Origin of the sequence: Cohnella ginsengisoli, from assembly GCF_029525555.1 — a bacterium.
In the GTDB taxonomy this organism is placed as follows: Bacteria; Bacillota; Bacilli; order Paenibacillales; family Paenibacillaceae; genus Cohnella; species Cohnella ginsengisoli.
Genome location: NZ_JAPDHZ010000006.1, coordinates 778024 through 795584, shown reverse-complemented (window position 1 = coordinate 795584; position 17561 = coordinate 778024). Strand labels below are relative to the sequence as shown.

Below are 17561 nucleotides of genomic sequence, written 5' to 3'. Positions count from 1 at the left end.
GCTACCCAGCGATGCTCCTGGCGGAACAACTGGTACACCAGCGGTGCGTCCATCCCGGTCCTCTCGTACGAAAGGAGACAGCACCTCTCGAATTTCCTGACGCCCGAATACAGAGGGGGCCCGAACTGTCTCACGACGTTCTGAACCCAGCTCGCGTACCGCTTTAATGGGCGAACAGCCCAACCCTTGGGACCTACTTCAGCCCCAGGATGCGATGAGCCGACATCGAGGTGCCAAACCTCCCCGTCGATGTGGACTCTTGGGGGAGATAAGCCTGTTATCCCCAGGGTAGCTTTTATCCGTTGAGCGATGGCCCTTCCATTCGGTACCACCGGATCACTAAGCCCGACTTTTGTCCCTGCTCGACTTGTAGGTCTCGCAGTCAAGCTCCCTTATGCCTTTGCACTCTTCGAATGATTTCCAACCATTCTGAGGGAACCTTGGGGCGCCTCCGTTACGCTTTAGGAGGCGACCGCCCCAGTCAAACTGTCCGCCTGACACGGTCCCTTCACCGGATTCACGGTGACAGGTTAGAACCTAGATACGATCAGGGTGGTATCCCAACGGCGCCTCCATTGAAGCTTGCGCTCAGGCTTCTTAGGCTCCCACCTATCCTGTACAGACCGTACCCAAGTTCAATATCAAGCTACAGTAAAGCTCCATGGGGTCTTTCCGTCACGTCGCGGGTAACCTGCATCTTCACAGGTACTAAAATTTCACCGGATCTCTCGTTGAGACAGCGCCCAAGTCGTTACGCCATTCGTGCGGGTCAGAATTTACCTGACAAGGAATTTCGCTACCTTAGGACCGTTATAGTTACGGCCGCCGTTTACTGGGGCTTCGGTTCACAGCTTCGGGTTGCCCCTAACCGCTCCCCCTTAACCTTCCAGCACCGGGCAGGCGTCAGCCCGTATACTTCGCCTTACGGCTTCGCACAGACCTGTGTTTTTGCTAAACAGTCGCTTGGGCCTATTCACTGCGGCCCCCTCGGGCTATTCACCCTACCGAGGCACCCCTTCTCCCGAAGTTACGGGGTCATTTTGCCGAGTTCCTTAACGAGAGTTCTTCCGCGCGCCTTAGAATTCTCTTCTCGCCTACCTGTGTCGGTTTGCGGTACGGGCACCTTCTCCTGGCTAGAGGCTTTTCTCGGCAGCGTGAGCACGGAACCTTCGGTACTGTAATTTTCCCTCCCCATCACAGCTCAAGGTATCAGTGTGCGGATTTGCCTACACACACCCCTCACTGCTTGGACGAGCTATTCCATCAGCTCGCGTTCTTGCCCTCCTGCGTCCCCCCATCGCTCGTAACGGATTACGGTGGTACAGGAATTTCAACCTGTTGTCCTTCGACTACGCCTTTCGGCCTCGCCTTAGGTCCCGACTTACCCTGAGCGGACGAACCTTCCTCAGGAACCCTTAGGCTTTCGGCGGACAGGATTCTCACCTGTCTTTTCGTTACTCATACCGGCATTCTCACTTGAATGCAGTCCACCGATCCTCTCGGTCCGACTTCAACCCGCATTCAACGCTCCCCTACCCAAGTACCTAAAAGGTACATGCCATAGCTTCGGTGGTGTGTTTAGCCCCGTTACATTTTCGGCGCAGAGTCACTCGACCAGTGAGCTATTACGCACTCTTTAAATGGTGGCTGCTTCTAAGCCAACATCCTGGTTGTCTTCGCAACTCCACATCCTTTCCCACTTAACACACACTTGGGGACCTTAGCTGATGATCTGGGCTCTTTCCCTCTTGACGACGGATCTTAGCACTCGCCGTCTGACTCCCGAGCATACATCCATGGCATTCGGAGTTTGACTGGACTTGGTAACCCTTGGCGGGCCCCGCACCCAATCAGTGCTCTACCTCCATGATGCTAAATCTCGAGGCTAGCCCTAAAGCTATTTCGGGGAGAACCAGCTATCTCCGAGTTCGATTGGAATTTCTCCCCTACCCCCACGTCATCCCAGAGCTTTTCAACGCTCACGAGTTCGGGCCTCCAGTAAGTGTTACCTCACCTTCACCCTGCACAGGGGTAGATCACCCGGTTTCGGGTCTACGACTACGTACTAAAGCGCCCTATTCAGACTCGCTTTCGCTGCGGCTCCGTCTCTCCGACTTAACCTCGCACGTAAACGTAACTCGCCGGTTCATTCTACAAAAGGCACGCCATCACCCCTAGATCGGGCTCTGACTTCTTGTAAGCGCACGGTTTCAGGTTCTTTTTTCACTCCGCTCCCGCGGTGCTTTTCACCTTTCCCTCACGGTACTGCTTCACTATCGGTCGCCAGGGAGTATTTAGCCTTGGCAGATGGTCCTGCCGGATTCCCACGGGGTTTCTCGTGTCCCGCGGTACTCGGGATCCGTCTCGGAGGGGATAGACTTTCGGCTACAGGGCTTTTACCTTCTATGCCGGACCTTTCCAGATCTCTTCGCCTAACCTATCCCTTTGTAACTCCATGTGAGACGTCCCACAACCCCTGAGAGCAAGCTCTCAGGTTTGGGCTAATCCGCTTTCGCTCGCCGCTACTGACGGAATCACTCTTGTTTTCTTCTCCTCCAGGTACTTAGATGTTTCAGTTCCCTGGGTGTGCCTCCTTATGAGCTATGGATTCACTCATAGGTGACTGGGCATGACCCCAGCCGGGTTTCCCCATTCGGACATCCCCGGATCAAAGCCTGCTTACGGCTCCCCGAGGCAATTTCGCTGTTCGCCGCGTCCTTCTTAGGCTCCTGGCGCCTAGGCATCCTCCGTGCGCCCTTAATAGCTTAACCTGTCGGCTAAACCACACAAGGCAATGCATGAGAATTTCTAATTTGCGCATTTTCGTTTCGCTATCCGGTTTTCAAGGTGCAAACGAGCGATCGAAGATCGTCTCGTCCGTGCCGCAAGAGGCAGCGTTTCGCTAGAAACGCGTTCGTGCGGTACGCACTGAAGGATTTCTCCTTCAAAACTGAACTCGAGCGTTAAAACCACGGACTTCGTATTGCCCCGAAGGGCTCCTTAGAAAGGAGGTGATCCAGCCGCACCTTCCGATACGGCTACCTTGTTACGACTTCACCCCAATCATCTACCCCACCTTCGACGGCTGGCTCCCTTGCGGGTTACCCCACCGGCTTCGGGTGTTGTAAACTCTCGTGGTGTGACGGGCGGTGTGTACAAGACCCGGGAACGTATTCACCGCGGCATGCTGATCCGCGATTACTAGCAATTCCGACTTCATGCAGGCGAGTTGCAGCCTGCAATCCGAACTGAGACCGGCTTTGGTAGGATTGGCTCCGTCTCGCGACTTCGCAGCCCGTTGTACCGGCCATTGTAGTACGTGTGTAGCCCAGGTCATAAGGGGCATGATGATTTGACGTCATCCCCGCCTTCCTCCGGTTTGTCACCGGCAGTCGATCTAGAGTGCCCACCCAAAGTGCTGGCAACTAAATCCAAGGGTTGCGCTCGTTGCGGGACTTAACCCAACATCTCACGACACGAGCTGACGACAACCATGCACCACCTGTCTCCTCTGTCCCGAAGGAAAGGTCTATCTCTAGACCGGTCAGAGGGATGTCAAGACCTGGTAAGGTTCTTCGCGTTGCTTCGAATTAAACCACATACTCCACTGCTTGTGCGGGTCCCCGTCAATTCCTTTGAGTTTCAGTCTTGCGACCGTACTCCCCAGGCGGAGTGCTTAATGTGTTAACTTCGGCACCGAGGGGTGGACCCCCCCCAACACCTAGCACTCATCGTTTACGGCGTGGACTACCAGGGTATCTAATCCTGTTTGCTCCCCACGCTTTCGCGCCTCAGCGTCAGTTACAGTCCAGAGAGCCGCCTTCGCCACTGGTGTTCCTCCACATCTCTACGCATTTCACCGCTACACGTGGAATTCCGCTCTCCTCTTCTGCACTCAAGTCTCCCAGTTTCCAGTGCATCACGGGGTTGAGCCCCGCACTTAGACACCAGACTTAAAAGACCGCCTGCGCGCGCTTTACGCCCAATAATTCCGGACAACGCTTGCCCCCTACGTATTACCGCGGCTGCTGGCACGTAGTTAGCCGGGGCTTTCTTCTCAGGTACCGTCATCGAATGAGTAGTTACCTCATCCTTATTCTTCCCTGGCAACAGAGCTTTACGACCCGAAAGCCTTCCTCACTCACGCGGCGTTGCTCCATCAGGCTTGCGCCCATTGTGGAAGATTCCCTACTGCTGCCTCCCGTAGGAGTCTGGGCCGTGTCTCAGTCCCAGTGTGGCCGTTCACCCTCTCAGGTCGGCTACGCATCGTCGCCTTGGTGAGCCGTTACCCCACCAACTAGCTAATGCGCCGCAGGCCCATCCCAAAGCCACAGCTTGCACCGTGTTTCTCAACCCAGTCATGCGACCAAGTTGCCTATCCGGTCTTAGCATTCGTTTCCGAATGTTATCCCGGTCTTTGGGGCAGGTTGCCTACGTGTTACTCACCCGTCCGCCGCTAACTCAGTTTGTAGCAAGCTACAAACTGAATCCGCTCGACTTGCATGTATTAGGCACGCCGCCAGCGTTCGTCCTGAGCCAGGATCAAACTCTCCATAAAGGTAAGCTTGACTTGCTCATTTCATTGCTGGTATAACTTTTGCCTCAGCCCCGAAAGGCTTCAGCGTCCGTTTGTTTTAACGCTCGATGTTCAGTTTTCAAGGAGCAATCTCGTTACTGTTCGCCGGCCTTCGCACTCGCAAGTTCTCCGAGCCGACAGCAGTTAACTTTATCAGGTTCGTTCGGGCATGTCAACTTCTTTTTTTCGAAGCTGTTTTTCTCAAGCTCGCTTCGGCCTGTCCCCTCGAAGGGGCGAGTACTAATATACCAAGCCAAGAGAAGAAAAGCAACTGTAAATACTTGTATCTTGATTTGTGCATTGACTTCTAAATGCCGACGGGTTAACTTGGAATTGAAGTAGAATTGAAGGAGGCTCTCTCATGAAGGAAGTCCCCATGCCCTATATTAAGTCCAACCAGACCGGCATCGTCTTGTTTGTCGTCCTCTCCTTCCTCTTCGCTCCCTTGTGGCTGCTGGCCATACTGTGGCTGATCGAAGTCGCCGGTCTCGCGACTGGTGGCAGATACAACCTCTTTATAAGAGTCGCGAAGCCTTGGCTGAAAACGGCAGGCAAAGAAACGCAAGCAAGAGAGCTAGCCCGGTTCAACAATACGCTTGCAGTTCTCTTCCTGAGCTTGGCCGTCCTCAGCTTCTCGCTGGGCTGGACCATCGCCGGGTATGCATTCGCCGTCATGCTGCTGGCCGCCGCGGGCGCCGCCCTGCTCGGCTATTGCGTCGGCTGCACGATTTACTTTCAGTACAAGCAATTTCTCGCAAGACGACGTATCCGGCATTCCTAAAACGCAAAGGCCGACGCCCTTCCGAAGCATTCGGAAGGGCGTCGGCCTTTTATTTGTGCAAAGCGGTGATGAACGCGTTCAGGCAATCAGTCACTCGCCCGGCGCCTCCATGCCCAGCAGCGCGAGCAGCTCCCGTTCGTCTTCCAATACGGGCACGCCGAGATCCCGCGCTTTGGCCAGCTTGCTGCCGGCGCTCTCGCCTGCGATGACCAGGTCGGTCTTCTTGGAGACGCTGCCGGACACCTTGGCGCCGAGCGCCTCCAGAAGCCTTGAAGCGTCGTCGCGCGTGAGCAGGCTGAGCGTACCGGTGAGGACGACCGTCTTGCCGAACAGCGGATGGCTCGCATCCGCCGCCTGCGCCGCCGGGCGGTCAGCCTCGGCCTTCACGCCCGCGGCGCGCATGCGGGCGATGCTCTGTTGCATGAGCGGGTCGCGGAAGAAGCCCGCGATGCTCTCGGCCACGATGCCGCCGATATCGGGCAGCGTGACGAGTTCTTCGGCCTCCGCTGCCATCAGCCGGTCGAGGTCGCCGTAATGGTCTGCGAGCGTGCGCGCGGTCGCCTTGCCCGTGTTCGGGATGCCGAGCGCGTTCAAGAAGGCGGCCAGCTCGCGGGATTTGGACTTTTCGACGGAGGCCAGCAGGTTGTTCGCTTTCTTTTCCCCGAAGCGCTCCAGCTTGACCAGATCGTCGAACTGCAGCTCGTACAGATCCGCGGGGTCGCGAACGTCGAGCGCCTCGAGGAGCTGCCCGGCGGTCTTGCCACTGAAGGTCTCGATGTCCATGCAGTCGCGGGAAGCGAAATGCGTAATGCGACCCACGATCTGCGGCCGGCAGCCGAGCCGATTCGGGCAGAATAAATGTGCGCCCCGAAGCTCCAACGGCGTGCCGCATGCAGGACATACCTCCGGTACGGCGATCTCGAGTCCCGGCTCCTCGTCCGCCTTGCCGAGAATCTCGGGGATGACATCGTTGGAACGCCGGATAAACACGCGCGTCCCGAGCGCATGCGTCAGGTTCTTCCGCGCGATGTCGCCGATATTGTTCAGCGTGCAGTTCTGTACCGTCACGCCTGCGAGCTCGACGGCTTCGACGCGCGCGAGCGGCGTTACCTTGCCCGTGCGGCCGACTTCCCAGGAGACGGACTCCAGCACGGTCGTCGTCTCCTCCGCCTCGAACTTGAAGGCCACCGCCCAACGCGGAAACTTGTCCGTATAGCCGAGCGCTTCGCGCGTGCGCAGGTCCGTCACCTTCACGACGGCCCCGTCGATCAGATAGTCGAGCTCGTGCCGGAACACGACGATCGCGTTCAGCTCCTCGGCGACCTCTTCAATATTGTCGTAGTAGCGCTCGAAGTTATTGACCGGCAAGCCGTTGTCGCGGAGGAAGGCCAATATCTCGCGATGGTTCGCGAACGAGACGCCGGCGGCGTCCGAGAAGCCGACATTATAGAAGAAGGCATCCAGCTTGCGCGAGGCGGTGACGGCCGGATTCAGGTTGCGGAGCGCGCCGGCGGCGCCGTTGCGGGCATTCTTAAGCGGCTCCGCCGCGGTACGGTTGTAGGCTTCGAGCACGGATAGACGCATGATGCCTTCGCCCTGGATCTCGATGGGGCCGCCTTTATAAGGAATCGACAGCGGGATCGAGCGAATCGTTTTCACCTGCGCCAGAATGCCCTCGCCGACGGCGCCGTTGCCGCGGGTGGCCGCTTGAACGAGCTCGCCGTTCGCATAGGTCAAGTTGAGCGTCAGGCCGTCGAACTTCTGCTCGATGACGTATTCGGGCGGCGGCAAAGGCGCGTCCGGATGACGCGCGTTGTAATCCGACACCAGCTTGTTTACGCGCTGCGCCCACGTCTTGAGATCGTCGACGTTCTGCGCCTTGTCCAAGCTCCACAGCCGCGCCATGTGGCGATGGGGCTCGAAGCCCTTCAAGATCTCCCCGCCCACGCGGTGGGTCGGCGAATCGGGGAGCGCGGTCCCGGTCTCTTTTTCCAAGGCAACCAGTTCGTCATACAGCAGGTCGTACTCCCGATCGCTGATGGAAGGATTGTCTTCGGTATAGTAACGCCGGACGTGGACATTCAGTTCGTCAACCAGCTGTCTCATCCGCTGCAGTGGCTCCGTCATGGCTATTCGGCCTCTTTCGCGACCCCGGCTCGCCGGGTTGATGGTGGTGCGGATTTGATTCAAGCCCCCCGAATATCGTGTAAAAAGGTACAACCGAGGCAAAACGGGAGGGTTAAAACATGGATAATCAAACGGATAAATATTACGATAGCCAAGAGAGGCATTCGTCTGTTCGGGAGACGTATTACGTCTCGGTATCGGCCGGTACGATAACGAAAGAAGAAAACCATACGACCGATCAACTCAGCTTGTTTGCGACGGACAGGGAGATCGACCAACTGATGGCCCTGCTCGCCAAGCGGTCGCAGACGGACGATCTGACATCCTTGCGCGGCATCATTCCCTACAAGTCCGCGGATCATGATCCGGCCACGGACAAGTACAACGAGCAGATGCTGGACATCTACCGCACGATCTTCAGGATCGGCACGGAGGAGACGCGGAGACATCTGATTCATATGGACATTCTCAACGTCCTGAAGGATCCCGATACCCATCTGCCTGGCTATCACTGAGTTTTATGTACGGGAAAGCCGCTGCGCCCATAAGGCGCGGCGGCTTTTTTGCCGCTCGCGGCCAAAATCAGATCTTGGTGACGGGCGCGAAGGCCGCGAGCAGGCGCTTGAGCCCTACCGGCGCGGGGAAAGCGATATTAAGCTCCGTATCGCTCCCGCTCCCCCTTTACCGCGACGACCGTGCCCACGCCCCACTTGGCATGCTGCACCTTGTCGCCCGCCGCGACGGAAAGGCCTTGGCCGCCGCCCGCCGCCGGCTGCGGAGCCGCAGCCGGACGGGCGCCTACGCCGTAGCTCGCCGGCGGCTGCCCAATCGGCCTCGCCGCCCCGGGAGCGCCCCCCGCCTGCGGACGGCTTCCGAAACCGCCGCCCGCGGCTCCGCCGAATCCGCCAGCCTGCGGCCGCGCGCCAAAGCCCGGCTGCGTCCCACCGCCGCCGAAGCCACCGCCCGGACCGCGCCCTCCGCCGATGCGCGAGCCGAATCCGCCGAACGAGCCGCCGATGCGCCCGCCCCTCATTTCCACCGATTCCTTCAGATTGTCGGGAATCTCCTCCAGGAAACGCGACGGCGCATTGGCCGCCGTCCGCCCATACAGCAAACGACTCTGCGCGCAGGTGAGGTACAGCTTCTTCTCCGCCCGCGTGATGCCGACGTAAGCGAGCCGCCGCTCCTCCTCCATCTCGTCGTTGTCCATGAAAGCCCGGCTGCCGGGGAAAATCCCCTCTTCCATGCCGACGATGAACACGACCGGGAACTCCAGCCCTTTGGCGCTATGCATCGTCATGAGCACGACCGCGTCGCCCTTTTCCTTGTCGTCCTCGTCGTCTCCCATCGAATCGATGTCCGCGATCAGCGCGAGATCCGTCAGGAACGCGACTAGCGACTTGTCCTCGTTGCGGTTCTCGAACTCCTGGGTGACGGACAGGAACTCCTCGATGTTCTCCAGGCGCGCCTGCGACTCGATCGTATTCTCCCGCTGCAGCTCCATGCGATAGCCGGACAGCTCCAGCATTTTCTCCGTCAATTCGGTCACGGACAGGTATTCGACCATGGCGGTCAGGTTCGCGATCAGGGCGCTGAACTCGGAGAGTGCCGCCTTGGCGCGCGCCTGAATGTCCAAATGGTAAAGGCCGTCGCCAAGCAAGCCTTCGCCCTGGCTGATCAGTTTGTAGATCGAGATGCCCTGGCGCTGCGCCTCCTCCTGCACCTTCCCCATCGTCGTATCGCCAAGCGCGCGCTTGGGAACGTTGATGATGCGGTTCAAGCTGATATCGTCGTCCGGGTTGGAGATGAGCCGCAGATACGCCAGAATGTCCTTGATTTCCTTGCGGTCGTAGAACTTGGTGCCGCCCACGATCTGATACGGAATCTCGGATTTGATCAGAATTTCTTCCATCACCCGGGACATGGCGTTCGTGCGGTAAAGAATGGCGTGATGGTCGTAACGACGGCCGTTCTGCCTGTTTTTGCGGATCTCGCCCGCAACGAAGTATCCTTCTCCGTGCTCCGAATCGCCTTGGTAGACCGTGATCTTGTCCCCGCCGGCGCTGTCGGTCCACAGATTTTTGGGCTTGCGTCCCATGTTGTTCTTGATGACTTGGTTGGCAGCTTCCAAAATGTTGGAGGTCGAGCGGTAATTCTGCTCCAGCAGAATCGTACGCGCTTCGGGATAGTCGGCCTCGAAGTTGAGAATGTTCGTAATGTCCGCGCCCCGCCAACGATAAATCGACTGGTCGCTGTCGCCCACGACGCAGATGTTGTGGTGCTTGGCGGCGAGCATTTTACAGATCATGTACTGTGCCTTATTCGTATCCTGATACTCGTCTACGTGGATATACCGGAACTTGTTCTGGTAAAACTCGAGCACTTCGGGCACTTCGCGGAACAACTGGATCGTGAGCAAAATGAGGTCGTCGAAGTCGAGCGAGTTGTTCGCCTTCAGACGGCGCTGATACTGCGTGTACACCTTGGCCGCGATCGTTTGGAAATAATCGCCTGCGCGCGCTTCGTATTGTTCCGGCGACAGCAGCTCGTTTTTGGCGCCGCTGATCATCGCCTGCACCGCTTTGGGCTCGAACTTCTTGGTGTCGACGTTCTGCTCCTTCATGACGCCTCGGATCACGGACAATTGGTCCGCCGAATCCAGGATGCTGAAGTTGGAGCCGAAACCGATCCGCTCGATGTCCCGCCGCAAAATGCGCACGCTCATCGAGTGGAACGTGCTCACCCATACGTCTCGACCGCTTGCGCCGATGAGCTTGGAAACGCGGTCCTGCATCTCGCGCGCCGCCTTATTGGTAAAAGTGATCGCGAGAATGCTCCAGGGCGCCGCGATGCGCTTGGCAATCAGGTAAGCGATGCGGTGCGTGAGCACGCGCGTCTTGCCGCTGCCCGCGCCGGCCATGATGAGCAGCGGTCCGTCGGTGGCGACGGCAGCTTCTCGTTGCTTGGGATTCAGCCGGTTCACGGCTTCGTCGATATTGAACGTCGTCCCCGACGACGGTTGTGCCGGTTCAAAAAACATAATGATAACGCTCCTTTGCTTGTAGCTTATAGAAGGCGTCTATCCGCCGCGCGGGACGTCTCAGGCAGGGCCTCCCGCGACGATCTCGCGCTTCGCGGCGTCGACCGTCGCAAGCGCCGCGTTCAGATCGCTGTAGATGACATTGCCCACGACGACCGTATGCGCCGACGCCGCGGCAACCCTCGCCTGCTCGGGGGTGGCGATGCCTCCGCCGTAGAACAGCCGCGCCTGCGTGAGTTGGTCTCGAACTTTGCGGACCAGCTCCATATCCCCAAACGCGCCGCTGTATTCCAGGTATAGCACGGGAACGCGCCAGAGCCGGTCGGCCAACTGACCGTAGGCCAGCACTTCGTCCGCGGTGAGCGCCGTCCGCGCTTCGGTCACTTGGGCGGCGGTGCACTCGCCGTTCAGGATCAAGTAAGCCTGAGCTGCCGTGAGTTCCCAAGGCATGAACGCGCCGTACTCGGCCAGCGCCTCGACCTGCCTGCCGACCAACCATTCCATGCGCTTCGCGTTGAGCACCATCGGCACGAAGTAGCCGTCGAAGCCCGGCACGGCGCTGTCGGCGCCGGTCAGCTCCAGGGCGCAAGGCACTTCGAAGCGGCGGATCCGGGCCATGAGCTCCACCGTGTTGTCGTAAGTAATGCCGCTCGAACCGCCCACCAGGATGCCGTCCGTGCCGGACAAGCAGACCCGCTCCAGCGCCTCGTCGGAAATCGCGCGGTCCGGGTCCAGCTTGAATACGTGCCGCCACGCGGCATACCTATCCGAAAATGCGATCATGCGTTCCTCCACGGCGTTTACCCCTAGTCTACAGGAAATCGGGGCAAGGGGGGAAGGCGAACGGCGGGGATTTCAGTACGCAAAATACTGGAGTAGGGGGGGGAGTGCGACATTCCTGGGGTATCCAGGCTCGAAGCTGCCGAGTTATGCGATACCGCCGTACAACTCGCGACTTCAAACGCTCCAAGCTGCCGAGTTATGCGATACCGCTGCACAACTCGCTATTTCAACGCTCCAAGCTTCCGAGTTATGCGACGCCGCCGTGCAACTCGCATCTTCGGCACTCCACGCCCCCAAGTTAAGCGATACTACCGCACAACATCCCTTTTCAGTCACTAATCAACCTGTACCCTCTCCTGCCCTAGGAGCAACTACCTTCTCAGCAGCGTCCAACCCTTGTCTGTCAATTTGTACTGGTGGTTCCGCCGTTCGCTTCCGCCGGCCAAATCGACCCAGCTTTCCGCCAGCATCGCCCGAAGCACCTTTCGAGTCTTGTCGCGCTTGAGTTGCAGCCAAGATTGGGCATCCTGCGGTTTGAACGCCTTGCCGTTGGATGCATTCTTCACGATCTCCCGCGCATAAATCGATGCTTGCATCATCATATCTCCGGCACCGCCGTACTTCCCCAACAATTCATACAGCATCCGGCGGCACATTTCCGGCTTCTTGTCCATTTCGTCCCGGCTGAACGGGATGTGCTTGTATCCCATCATCACGAACGATCGCATCCTTAAGCGCCCGAAAGAGAAACGGTCGCGCGTCATCAGCTCGACATGAGCGACAAAACCGTCGCATTCGAACACGATGCCGAGTGGCTCGTAGTAAATGTCCGCGTAGAGCTTGACTCCTTCGCGCCAACGATCTCGTATTCCAAATGAAAGCCTTCTAGCGAGCCGAATACGGGCAGCAAAATATCGGTCAACAGCTTGATCGTGCCGCTCAGGTCGCGGTTCAGCATCGCAAGCCGCTGCCCGGCAGCGGACTTTCTTTGCTTTTCGATAAAAGCTTGGACGATCTCCGCAGCGGTGCCATTCTTATCATTTGTCATGAAAATTCTCCCTCCTAAGGGTCGATTGACAACAAAAAAAGCCGCCATTCCCGGAGGAATAGCGGCGTGTGCTTCACGCAGTTTTAACTAAGCTTGCTCTCCAGATAAGCCTTGAACGCAGCGCCAAGATCCGGACGCTGAAGCGCGAAGTCGACGATCGTCTTCAAGTACCCCAGCTTCTCGCCAGTGTCATAGCGATCGCCTTCGAAGGCATAGGCGTACACCGATTCTTGCTGCAGCAGGCGGAAGATGGCGTCCGTCAGCTGGATCTCGCCGCCCGCGCCGGTGTCCTGCGTCTCGAGCAGGCCGAAAATGGCTGGCGTCAATATGTACCGTCCCATGATGGCAATATTAGAAGGGGCGCGATCCGTCGCAGGCTTTTCCACGACGCCCCGGACCTGAACGATATCTTGGGTCAGGTCGGCCCCCTCGGTCGGATCGACGATGCCGTAGCGGGAGATCTCATCGTCAGGTACGCGCTTGACGGCCAGCACGCTGCTCTGGACCTTGTCGTAGACGTCCATCATCTGCTTCAAGCACGGCGTCTCGGAACGGACGATATCGTCTCCGAGCAGGACGGCGAACGGCTCGTCGCCGATGAAGTTGCGCGCGCACCAGATCGCATGGCCGAGCCCCTTCGCTTCTTTTTGCCGAATGTAGTGAATATCGATGAGTTCCGAAGCATGCTGCACCTCGGAGAGCAGGTCGAGCTTGCCCTTCTGGCGCAGATTTTCTTCAAGCTCGTAATAGCTGTCAAAATGGTCCTCGATGGCCCGCTTGCCCTTGCCGGTCACGATGATAATATCCTCGATGCCGGAAGCGACCGCTTCTTCGACGATATATTGAATGCCGGGCTTGTCGATAATCGGCAGCATCTCTTTGGGCATCGCCTTCGTCGCGGGGAGAAAGCGAGTGCCGAGTCCCGCTGCGGGGATAATAGCCTTGCGGACCTTCATGAGACAGGCATCCTCTCTATTTATGCGTGCCGTCCTTGATACGCCGGAATTGCTGGCGGCGCGGCCGGCAGACGCCCGACTCCGATGCATACGACGCCTTGCGCGTTAAGCGCGTGCGCATCCAGGCAGTTGCGTCCATCTAATATTATAGGCCTGCTCATCCAGCTTTTGTAGTCTTCTGGCGATATTTTGCGAATCTCGGGCCATTCTGTCACGACGATCGCGGCGTCCGCGCCCCGCAGCGCCTCTTCGGCGGAGCCGTACAGCCCGACGCCGGCGGGAAGCTGCCGCTTCATCGCGACGTCGACGGCAGGATCATAAGCGGCCAGCCCGATACCCGGGTATCGCTTCTTCAGCTCGGCGATCAGGCGCAGCGATGGCGCTTCCCGCAAATCGGCGGTGCCGGGCTTGAAGGCCAGCCCGAGCAGCGTTACGCGCCGACGCGACAAACCGCTGAGCGCCGCTTCAAGCTTGCGCGCCATGCGCTGCGGCAGAACGGCGTTGGCGCGGATGGCGGCGGAAGCGACCGTCTGCGGCGCGCCTGCCTCGCTCGCGAGCCGGACGAGCGCGCGCGCGTCCTTCGGGAGGCAGGAGCCTCCGAAGCCAAGGCCAGCGCCCAAAAAGTGCGGCCCGATGCGCGGATCCAGCCCAAGGATATGGGCGATGTCCGGGTAGTCGGCGCCGGTCTGCTCCGAAAGCGCGGCCATCTCGTTGGCGTAGGAGATCTTGATCGCCAGCGCCGCATTGGACGCGAGCTTCGCGAGCTCCGCGCTTCGCCGATCCGTGTGCACGACGGTCGTGGATAATCTCCTGTACAGTCGATCCATGATTTCGGCCGCCTCGTGCGTCGCCGAACCGATGACAACGCGCGACGGTTCGAAGAAATCCCGTACCGCGAAGCCCTCACGCAAAAACTCGGGCACGGACACGACGTCAACGCCGTACTCGGCCGGGAGCCTCGCCCGAATGCGCGCTTCCAGCCGCTCGGCCGTACCGACGGGCACCGTGCTCTTCACGGCGATCAGCCTGCGCGCGCCGTCCGTCCGGGGCCCGAGCAAGTCCGCAGCTTCCCAAAGCTGGGCCAGCAGGATCTCCCCGTCGTCCGTCGCGGGCGTTCCGACCGCGAGGAATACGACCTCGGCCTCGCCGATCGCGGGTGAGGCGCCGACGCCGAAAGCGAGCCGTCCCGCGTCTTGTCCCCGCTTTGCCAGTTCGGCAAGACCAGGCTCCCAGCAAGGCAGCCTGCCGCTCGAGATTCGTTCTATTTTATCGCCGTCCGAATCGCTGCAGTATACCTGGTGTCCCAAATCCGCGAATCCGGCCGCCGTCGTCAATCCGACGATGCCCGCTCCCACAACCGCGATTTTCATAAAGGTCCCTCCTTGGATTCCGTTGCCGTCCGTTTATTGTAGCAACGGGACCGCAAGCCTGAATGCGCTTCAGGTTAACGGAATGTAAAATCCATCCTGCGCTAACAGTTCCGGCGTCAAAAACCGACATGCACTTGATCTTACGTTCGGCTGCGTTTATGCCACAAAAAAAAGCCGCTCCATCCCGAAGGATGAAGCAGCTTGTGCTGCTGGATTTCTTCTGCTTCGTTTGCCCCGCGCGCCTGCTTACTTAACCAACTGCCCGCGCGTCACGCCGAGCTGGTTGATCGCCTTCAGCTTTTTCCACACCTCGGTGCCGCCGATACGGCCCTGCATGGCGGCACGGTACAGCGACAGCACTTCGCGCACCTTGGCCGCGTCCTCTTCGAGGAATTCGACCCGGTCAGGACGGCACGCCAAGCTCCTGGAACGTCGTCAGATACTCCGCGCCTGATTGCTCGATGGCATTGTACACCGTGTTGCGGCAGCCCTCGTCGACGCGAACGGGGTGAGAGAATCCGATCCGGTCGCGCAGCGAAGCGCGGGACTCCTCGCAGGGACGTCCGCAGTTCGTGAAGTTCGTCCCTTCGCTCATGAACGTGCAGTAAACGCAATGCTCCGTGTGGAACATCGGCAAATGCTGGTGGATAACGAGCTCAAGCCGCGACGTATCCGACAGGCGCAGCATGTCCACCATCTGCTGGACGTTCAGGTCGTAAGAAGGCGTCACCCAATCGAGACCGGCCTCGCGGAACAGCTCGACCGTCTTGTGGTTCGCCACGTTCAGCGAGAAGTCCCCGATGAGCGTCGGGTGCTTGGCGCCCGGATTTTCCATGCGTTCCTTCAGGTAAAAATAGAGCGCTCCCGTGTTCCGTACGAGCACCGCGTCCGGCGCGAGCTTCAGGATGTTGCGGTGGTAGCCGTTTTCGCCGGGCATATGGATGCGCGGCGTCGCCAGCGCGATCGGCTTGCCCGCCGCGCGGCAGACCGCGATCGCGTCGGGAAATTGCTTGATGAACTCGAAATCCGCGTAAATCATCGCGGCGTCCGTCTCCACAGCGGCCTGCACCTGTTCGAGCGTCCGGCACAGGACGGTCAATCGTCCGCCGCCTGTCTCGAGCACGGACGGCGCCGGGTGAGGCGCGTCGCCGTAGGCGTCGACGGCGCGCTTGACATAAACCGGCGGGCGGTCGCGCAGCGGCTCGAGCTGCAGCACCGCTTCGCGGCGGATGCGGTTCAGCTCGCTTTTGGGCACGATGACGTCGCCTTCGAGCGCCACGGTCAGCTCGCCGAGATGATAGAGCGAGCCGCCGAGGCGGCCGAGCTGCTCCTCGAGTACTTCCCGGCCGAGCGGCCGGTTCATCGCGCGCTCGAGCGGCATGTCGGACTGGACGACGACGGTCGTATTTTTCTGCGCGTCGGTCCAGATCGTGCGCAGCGGCTCGCCCTCGCGCCCGGATACGGTCACGGATACCGGGAACGTGCGATACGGCTTGTCCGTCTCGAACGTCGTCCGCAGGCGGCGGTCGAGCGCCGGGTCGCTGGTCTTCCAGATCCGGTCGCCGACGTGGAGCTTGGTCAGGTCGACGTCGTTCCTGCCCATGACGATCTCGATCTCGCCGCCCTGCGCGACCTCGCCCTCGATCTTGGCCTTGCCCCGGCGCAGATCGTAGACGCGGCCGCCCTCTTCCTTCTTGGTCGGATCGCCGGCATCGAAGACCAGACCGTCGCCGCGCTTGAGCGGCGCTTCGAGCAGACAGACCACGCTGTCGCGGGTCAGCCGCTCCACGCGTCCAAGATACACGCCCCGGCTTTTCGGGAAGGTGCCTTCGACGAGCTGCTTGTTGTTCGTACCGTCGAGGAAGCCGTGCGTAAAGCCGCGCGAGAAGCTCTGCTGCAGCTCGCGGACCTCCTCTGCCGACGGTCTCGCGTCCTGGCCGGCGAAGTATTTGTCGATGGCGCTGCGATACTTGCTCACGACATTGGCCACGTACTCGGGGCTCTTGAGCCGGCCCTCGATCTTGAACGACGTGACGCCAGCCTCGATCAGCTCCGGCATGATGTCGATCGCGGCCAGGTCCTTGGGCGACAGCAAATAGGCGATGTTGCCCATCGGCTTGTGCTCGCCGTCGACCATCAGGTCGTACGGCAGGCGGCAGGCCTGCGCGCATTCGCCGCGGTTCGCGGAGCGGCCGCCCCACATCTCGCTCGTCAGGCATTGTCCCGAGTAGGACACGCACAACGCGCCGTGCACGAACACTTCCATCGGCAGCTTCGCCTGCTCGCCGATCTTGGCGATCTGCTTGAGGTTGTTCTCGCGCCCGAGCACGACCCGCTCCATGCCGAACGGCTTGGTGAACTCGACAGCCTCCGGCGAAGTGATCGTCATCTGCGTCGAACCGTGAATCGGAAAGTCCGGCGAGATCTCGCGGATCAGCTTGACGAGGCCGAGATCCTGCACGATCACCGCGTCCACGCCGGCGTCGATGCACGCTTCGACGAGCTCCTGCGCGTTGCGAAGCTCATCCTCGAATACAAGGATGTTGAACGTCAGGAAGCCTTTGACGCCATACCTGTGAAGGAAAGCCATGATTTCCGGCAGCTCGTCCATCTTGAAGTTGTTCGCGCGCGCCCGCGCATTGAATTTTTCCACGCCGAAAAAGACCGCGTCCGCCCCGTTCGCGACGGCAGCCCGCATGCATTCCCAGTCTCCGGCGGGAGCCAACAGCTCTATATCTTCACGCCGCACCGCGGCTTGATCGCTCATGTATGCCTAACCTCCATGCCGTCTCGAGACGGCGTTCTCTCTATCAGTATAGCAAAGCAAGCCGCGGGGACCAAAGGAAAATGGCGGCTGTGACGCAAAAAAAGCGGCCGGCT

The 17561-nt window shown here is 59.5% G+C and carries 10 protein-coding genes, 2 rRNA genes and 1 pseudogene; 2 read left to right on the top strand and 11 right to left on the bottom strand.

What is annotated here, in order from left to right:
* Positions 1–2771: ribosomal RNA gene (locus OMP38_RS30285) — 23S ribosomal RNA — on the bottom strand; the annotation flags it as partial.
* A gap of 233 nt (positions 2772–3004) precedes the next feature.
* A 16S ribosomal RNA gene (locus OMP38_RS30280) occupies positions 3005–4558 on the bottom strand.
* Positions 4559–4937: 379 nt separating this feature from the next.
* Here OMP38_RS30280 and OMP38_RS30275 point away from each other — a divergent pair.
* Positions 4938–5357, top strand: a complete 420-nt coding sequence (locus OMP38_RS30275) for a DUF4395 domain-containing protein (RefSeq protein WP_277568379.1) — start codon at positions 4938–4940, stop codon at positions 5355–5357.
* Positions 5358–5447: 90 nt separating this feature from the next.
* Here the strand turns inward: OMP38_RS30275 and ligA are convergent, their stop codons facing one another.
* On the bottom strand, positions 5448–7484 hold the full coding sequence (gene ligA / locus OMP38_RS30270) for an NAD-dependent DNA ligase LigA (protein ID WP_277568378.1): 2037 nt from the start codon (positions 7482–7484) through the stop codon (positions 5448–5450).
* A gap of 119 nt (positions 7485–7603) precedes the next feature.
* Here ligA and OMP38_RS30265 point away from each other — a divergent pair, with 119 nt between their 5' ends.
* Positions 7604–7999 (top strand): hypothetical protein, encoded by a 396-nt coding sequence (locus OMP38_RS30265; RefSeq protein WP_277568377.1) that lies wholly within the window; start codon positions 7604–7606, stop codon positions 7997–7999.
* Between the two features lie 67 nt (positions 8000–8066).
* Here OMP38_RS30265 and OMP38_RS36435 read toward each other — a convergent pair whose 3' ends face one another.
* The 8 genes and pseudogenes from OMP38_RS36435 to OMP38_RS30230 form a co-directional block, all read right to left on the bottom strand.
* The gene (locus OMP38_RS36435) at positions 8067–8135 is read right to left on the bottom strand and encodes a hypothetical protein (RefSeq protein WP_420869781.1); all 69 of its coding nucleotides are present in this window, start codon (positions 8133–8135) and stop codon (positions 8067–8069) included.
* A 1-nt stretch (position 8136) separates the two neighbouring features.
* The gene (gene pcrA, locus OMP38_RS30260; RefSeq protein ID WP_420869769.1) at positions 8137–10524 is read right to left on the bottom strand and encodes a DNA helicase PcrA; all 2388 of its coding nucleotides are present in this window, start codon (positions 10522–10524) and stop codon (positions 8137–8139) included.
* Positions 10525–10584: 60 nt separating this feature from the next.
* Positions 10585–11307 (bottom strand): heptaprenylglyceryl phosphate synthase, encoded by a 723-nt coding sequence (gene pcrB / locus OMP38_RS30255; RefSeq protein ID WP_277568376.1) that lies wholly within the window; start codon positions 11305–11307, stop codon positions 10585–10587.
* A 371-nt stretch (positions 11308–11678) separates the two neighbouring features.
* Positions 11679–12023 carry a hypothetical protein gene (locus OMP38_RS30250; protein WP_277568375.1) on the bottom strand — a complete coding sequence of 115 codons (345 nt, stop codon included), beginning with the start codon at positions 12021–12023 and terminating at the stop codon, positions 11679–11681.
* A gap of 47 nt (positions 12024–12070) precedes the next feature.
* Positions 12071–12355 (bottom strand): hypothetical protein, encoded by a 285-nt coding sequence (locus OMP38_RS30245; RefSeq protein ID WP_277568374.1) that lies wholly within the window; start codon positions 12353–12355, stop codon positions 12071–12073.
* A gap of 83 nt (positions 12356–12438) precedes the next feature.
* Entirely contained in the window at positions 12439–13311 is an 873-nt protein-coding gene (galU, locus tag OMP38_RS30240; protein WP_277568373.1) for a UTP--glucose-1-phosphate uridylyltransferase GalU, read from the bottom strand.
* A gap of 20 nt (positions 13312–13331) precedes the next feature.
* Complete coding sequence (locus tag OMP38_RS30235; RefSeq protein WP_277568372.1) at positions 13332–14681, bottom strand: UDP-glucose dehydrogenase family protein; 1350 nt, start codon at positions 14679–14681, stop codon at positions 13332–13334.
* A gap of 246 nt (positions 14682–14927) precedes the next feature.
* Positions 14928–17448: pseudogene (locus tag OMP38_RS30230) on the bottom strand (U32 family peptidase).
* Positions 17449–17561 lie beyond the last annotated feature (113 nt).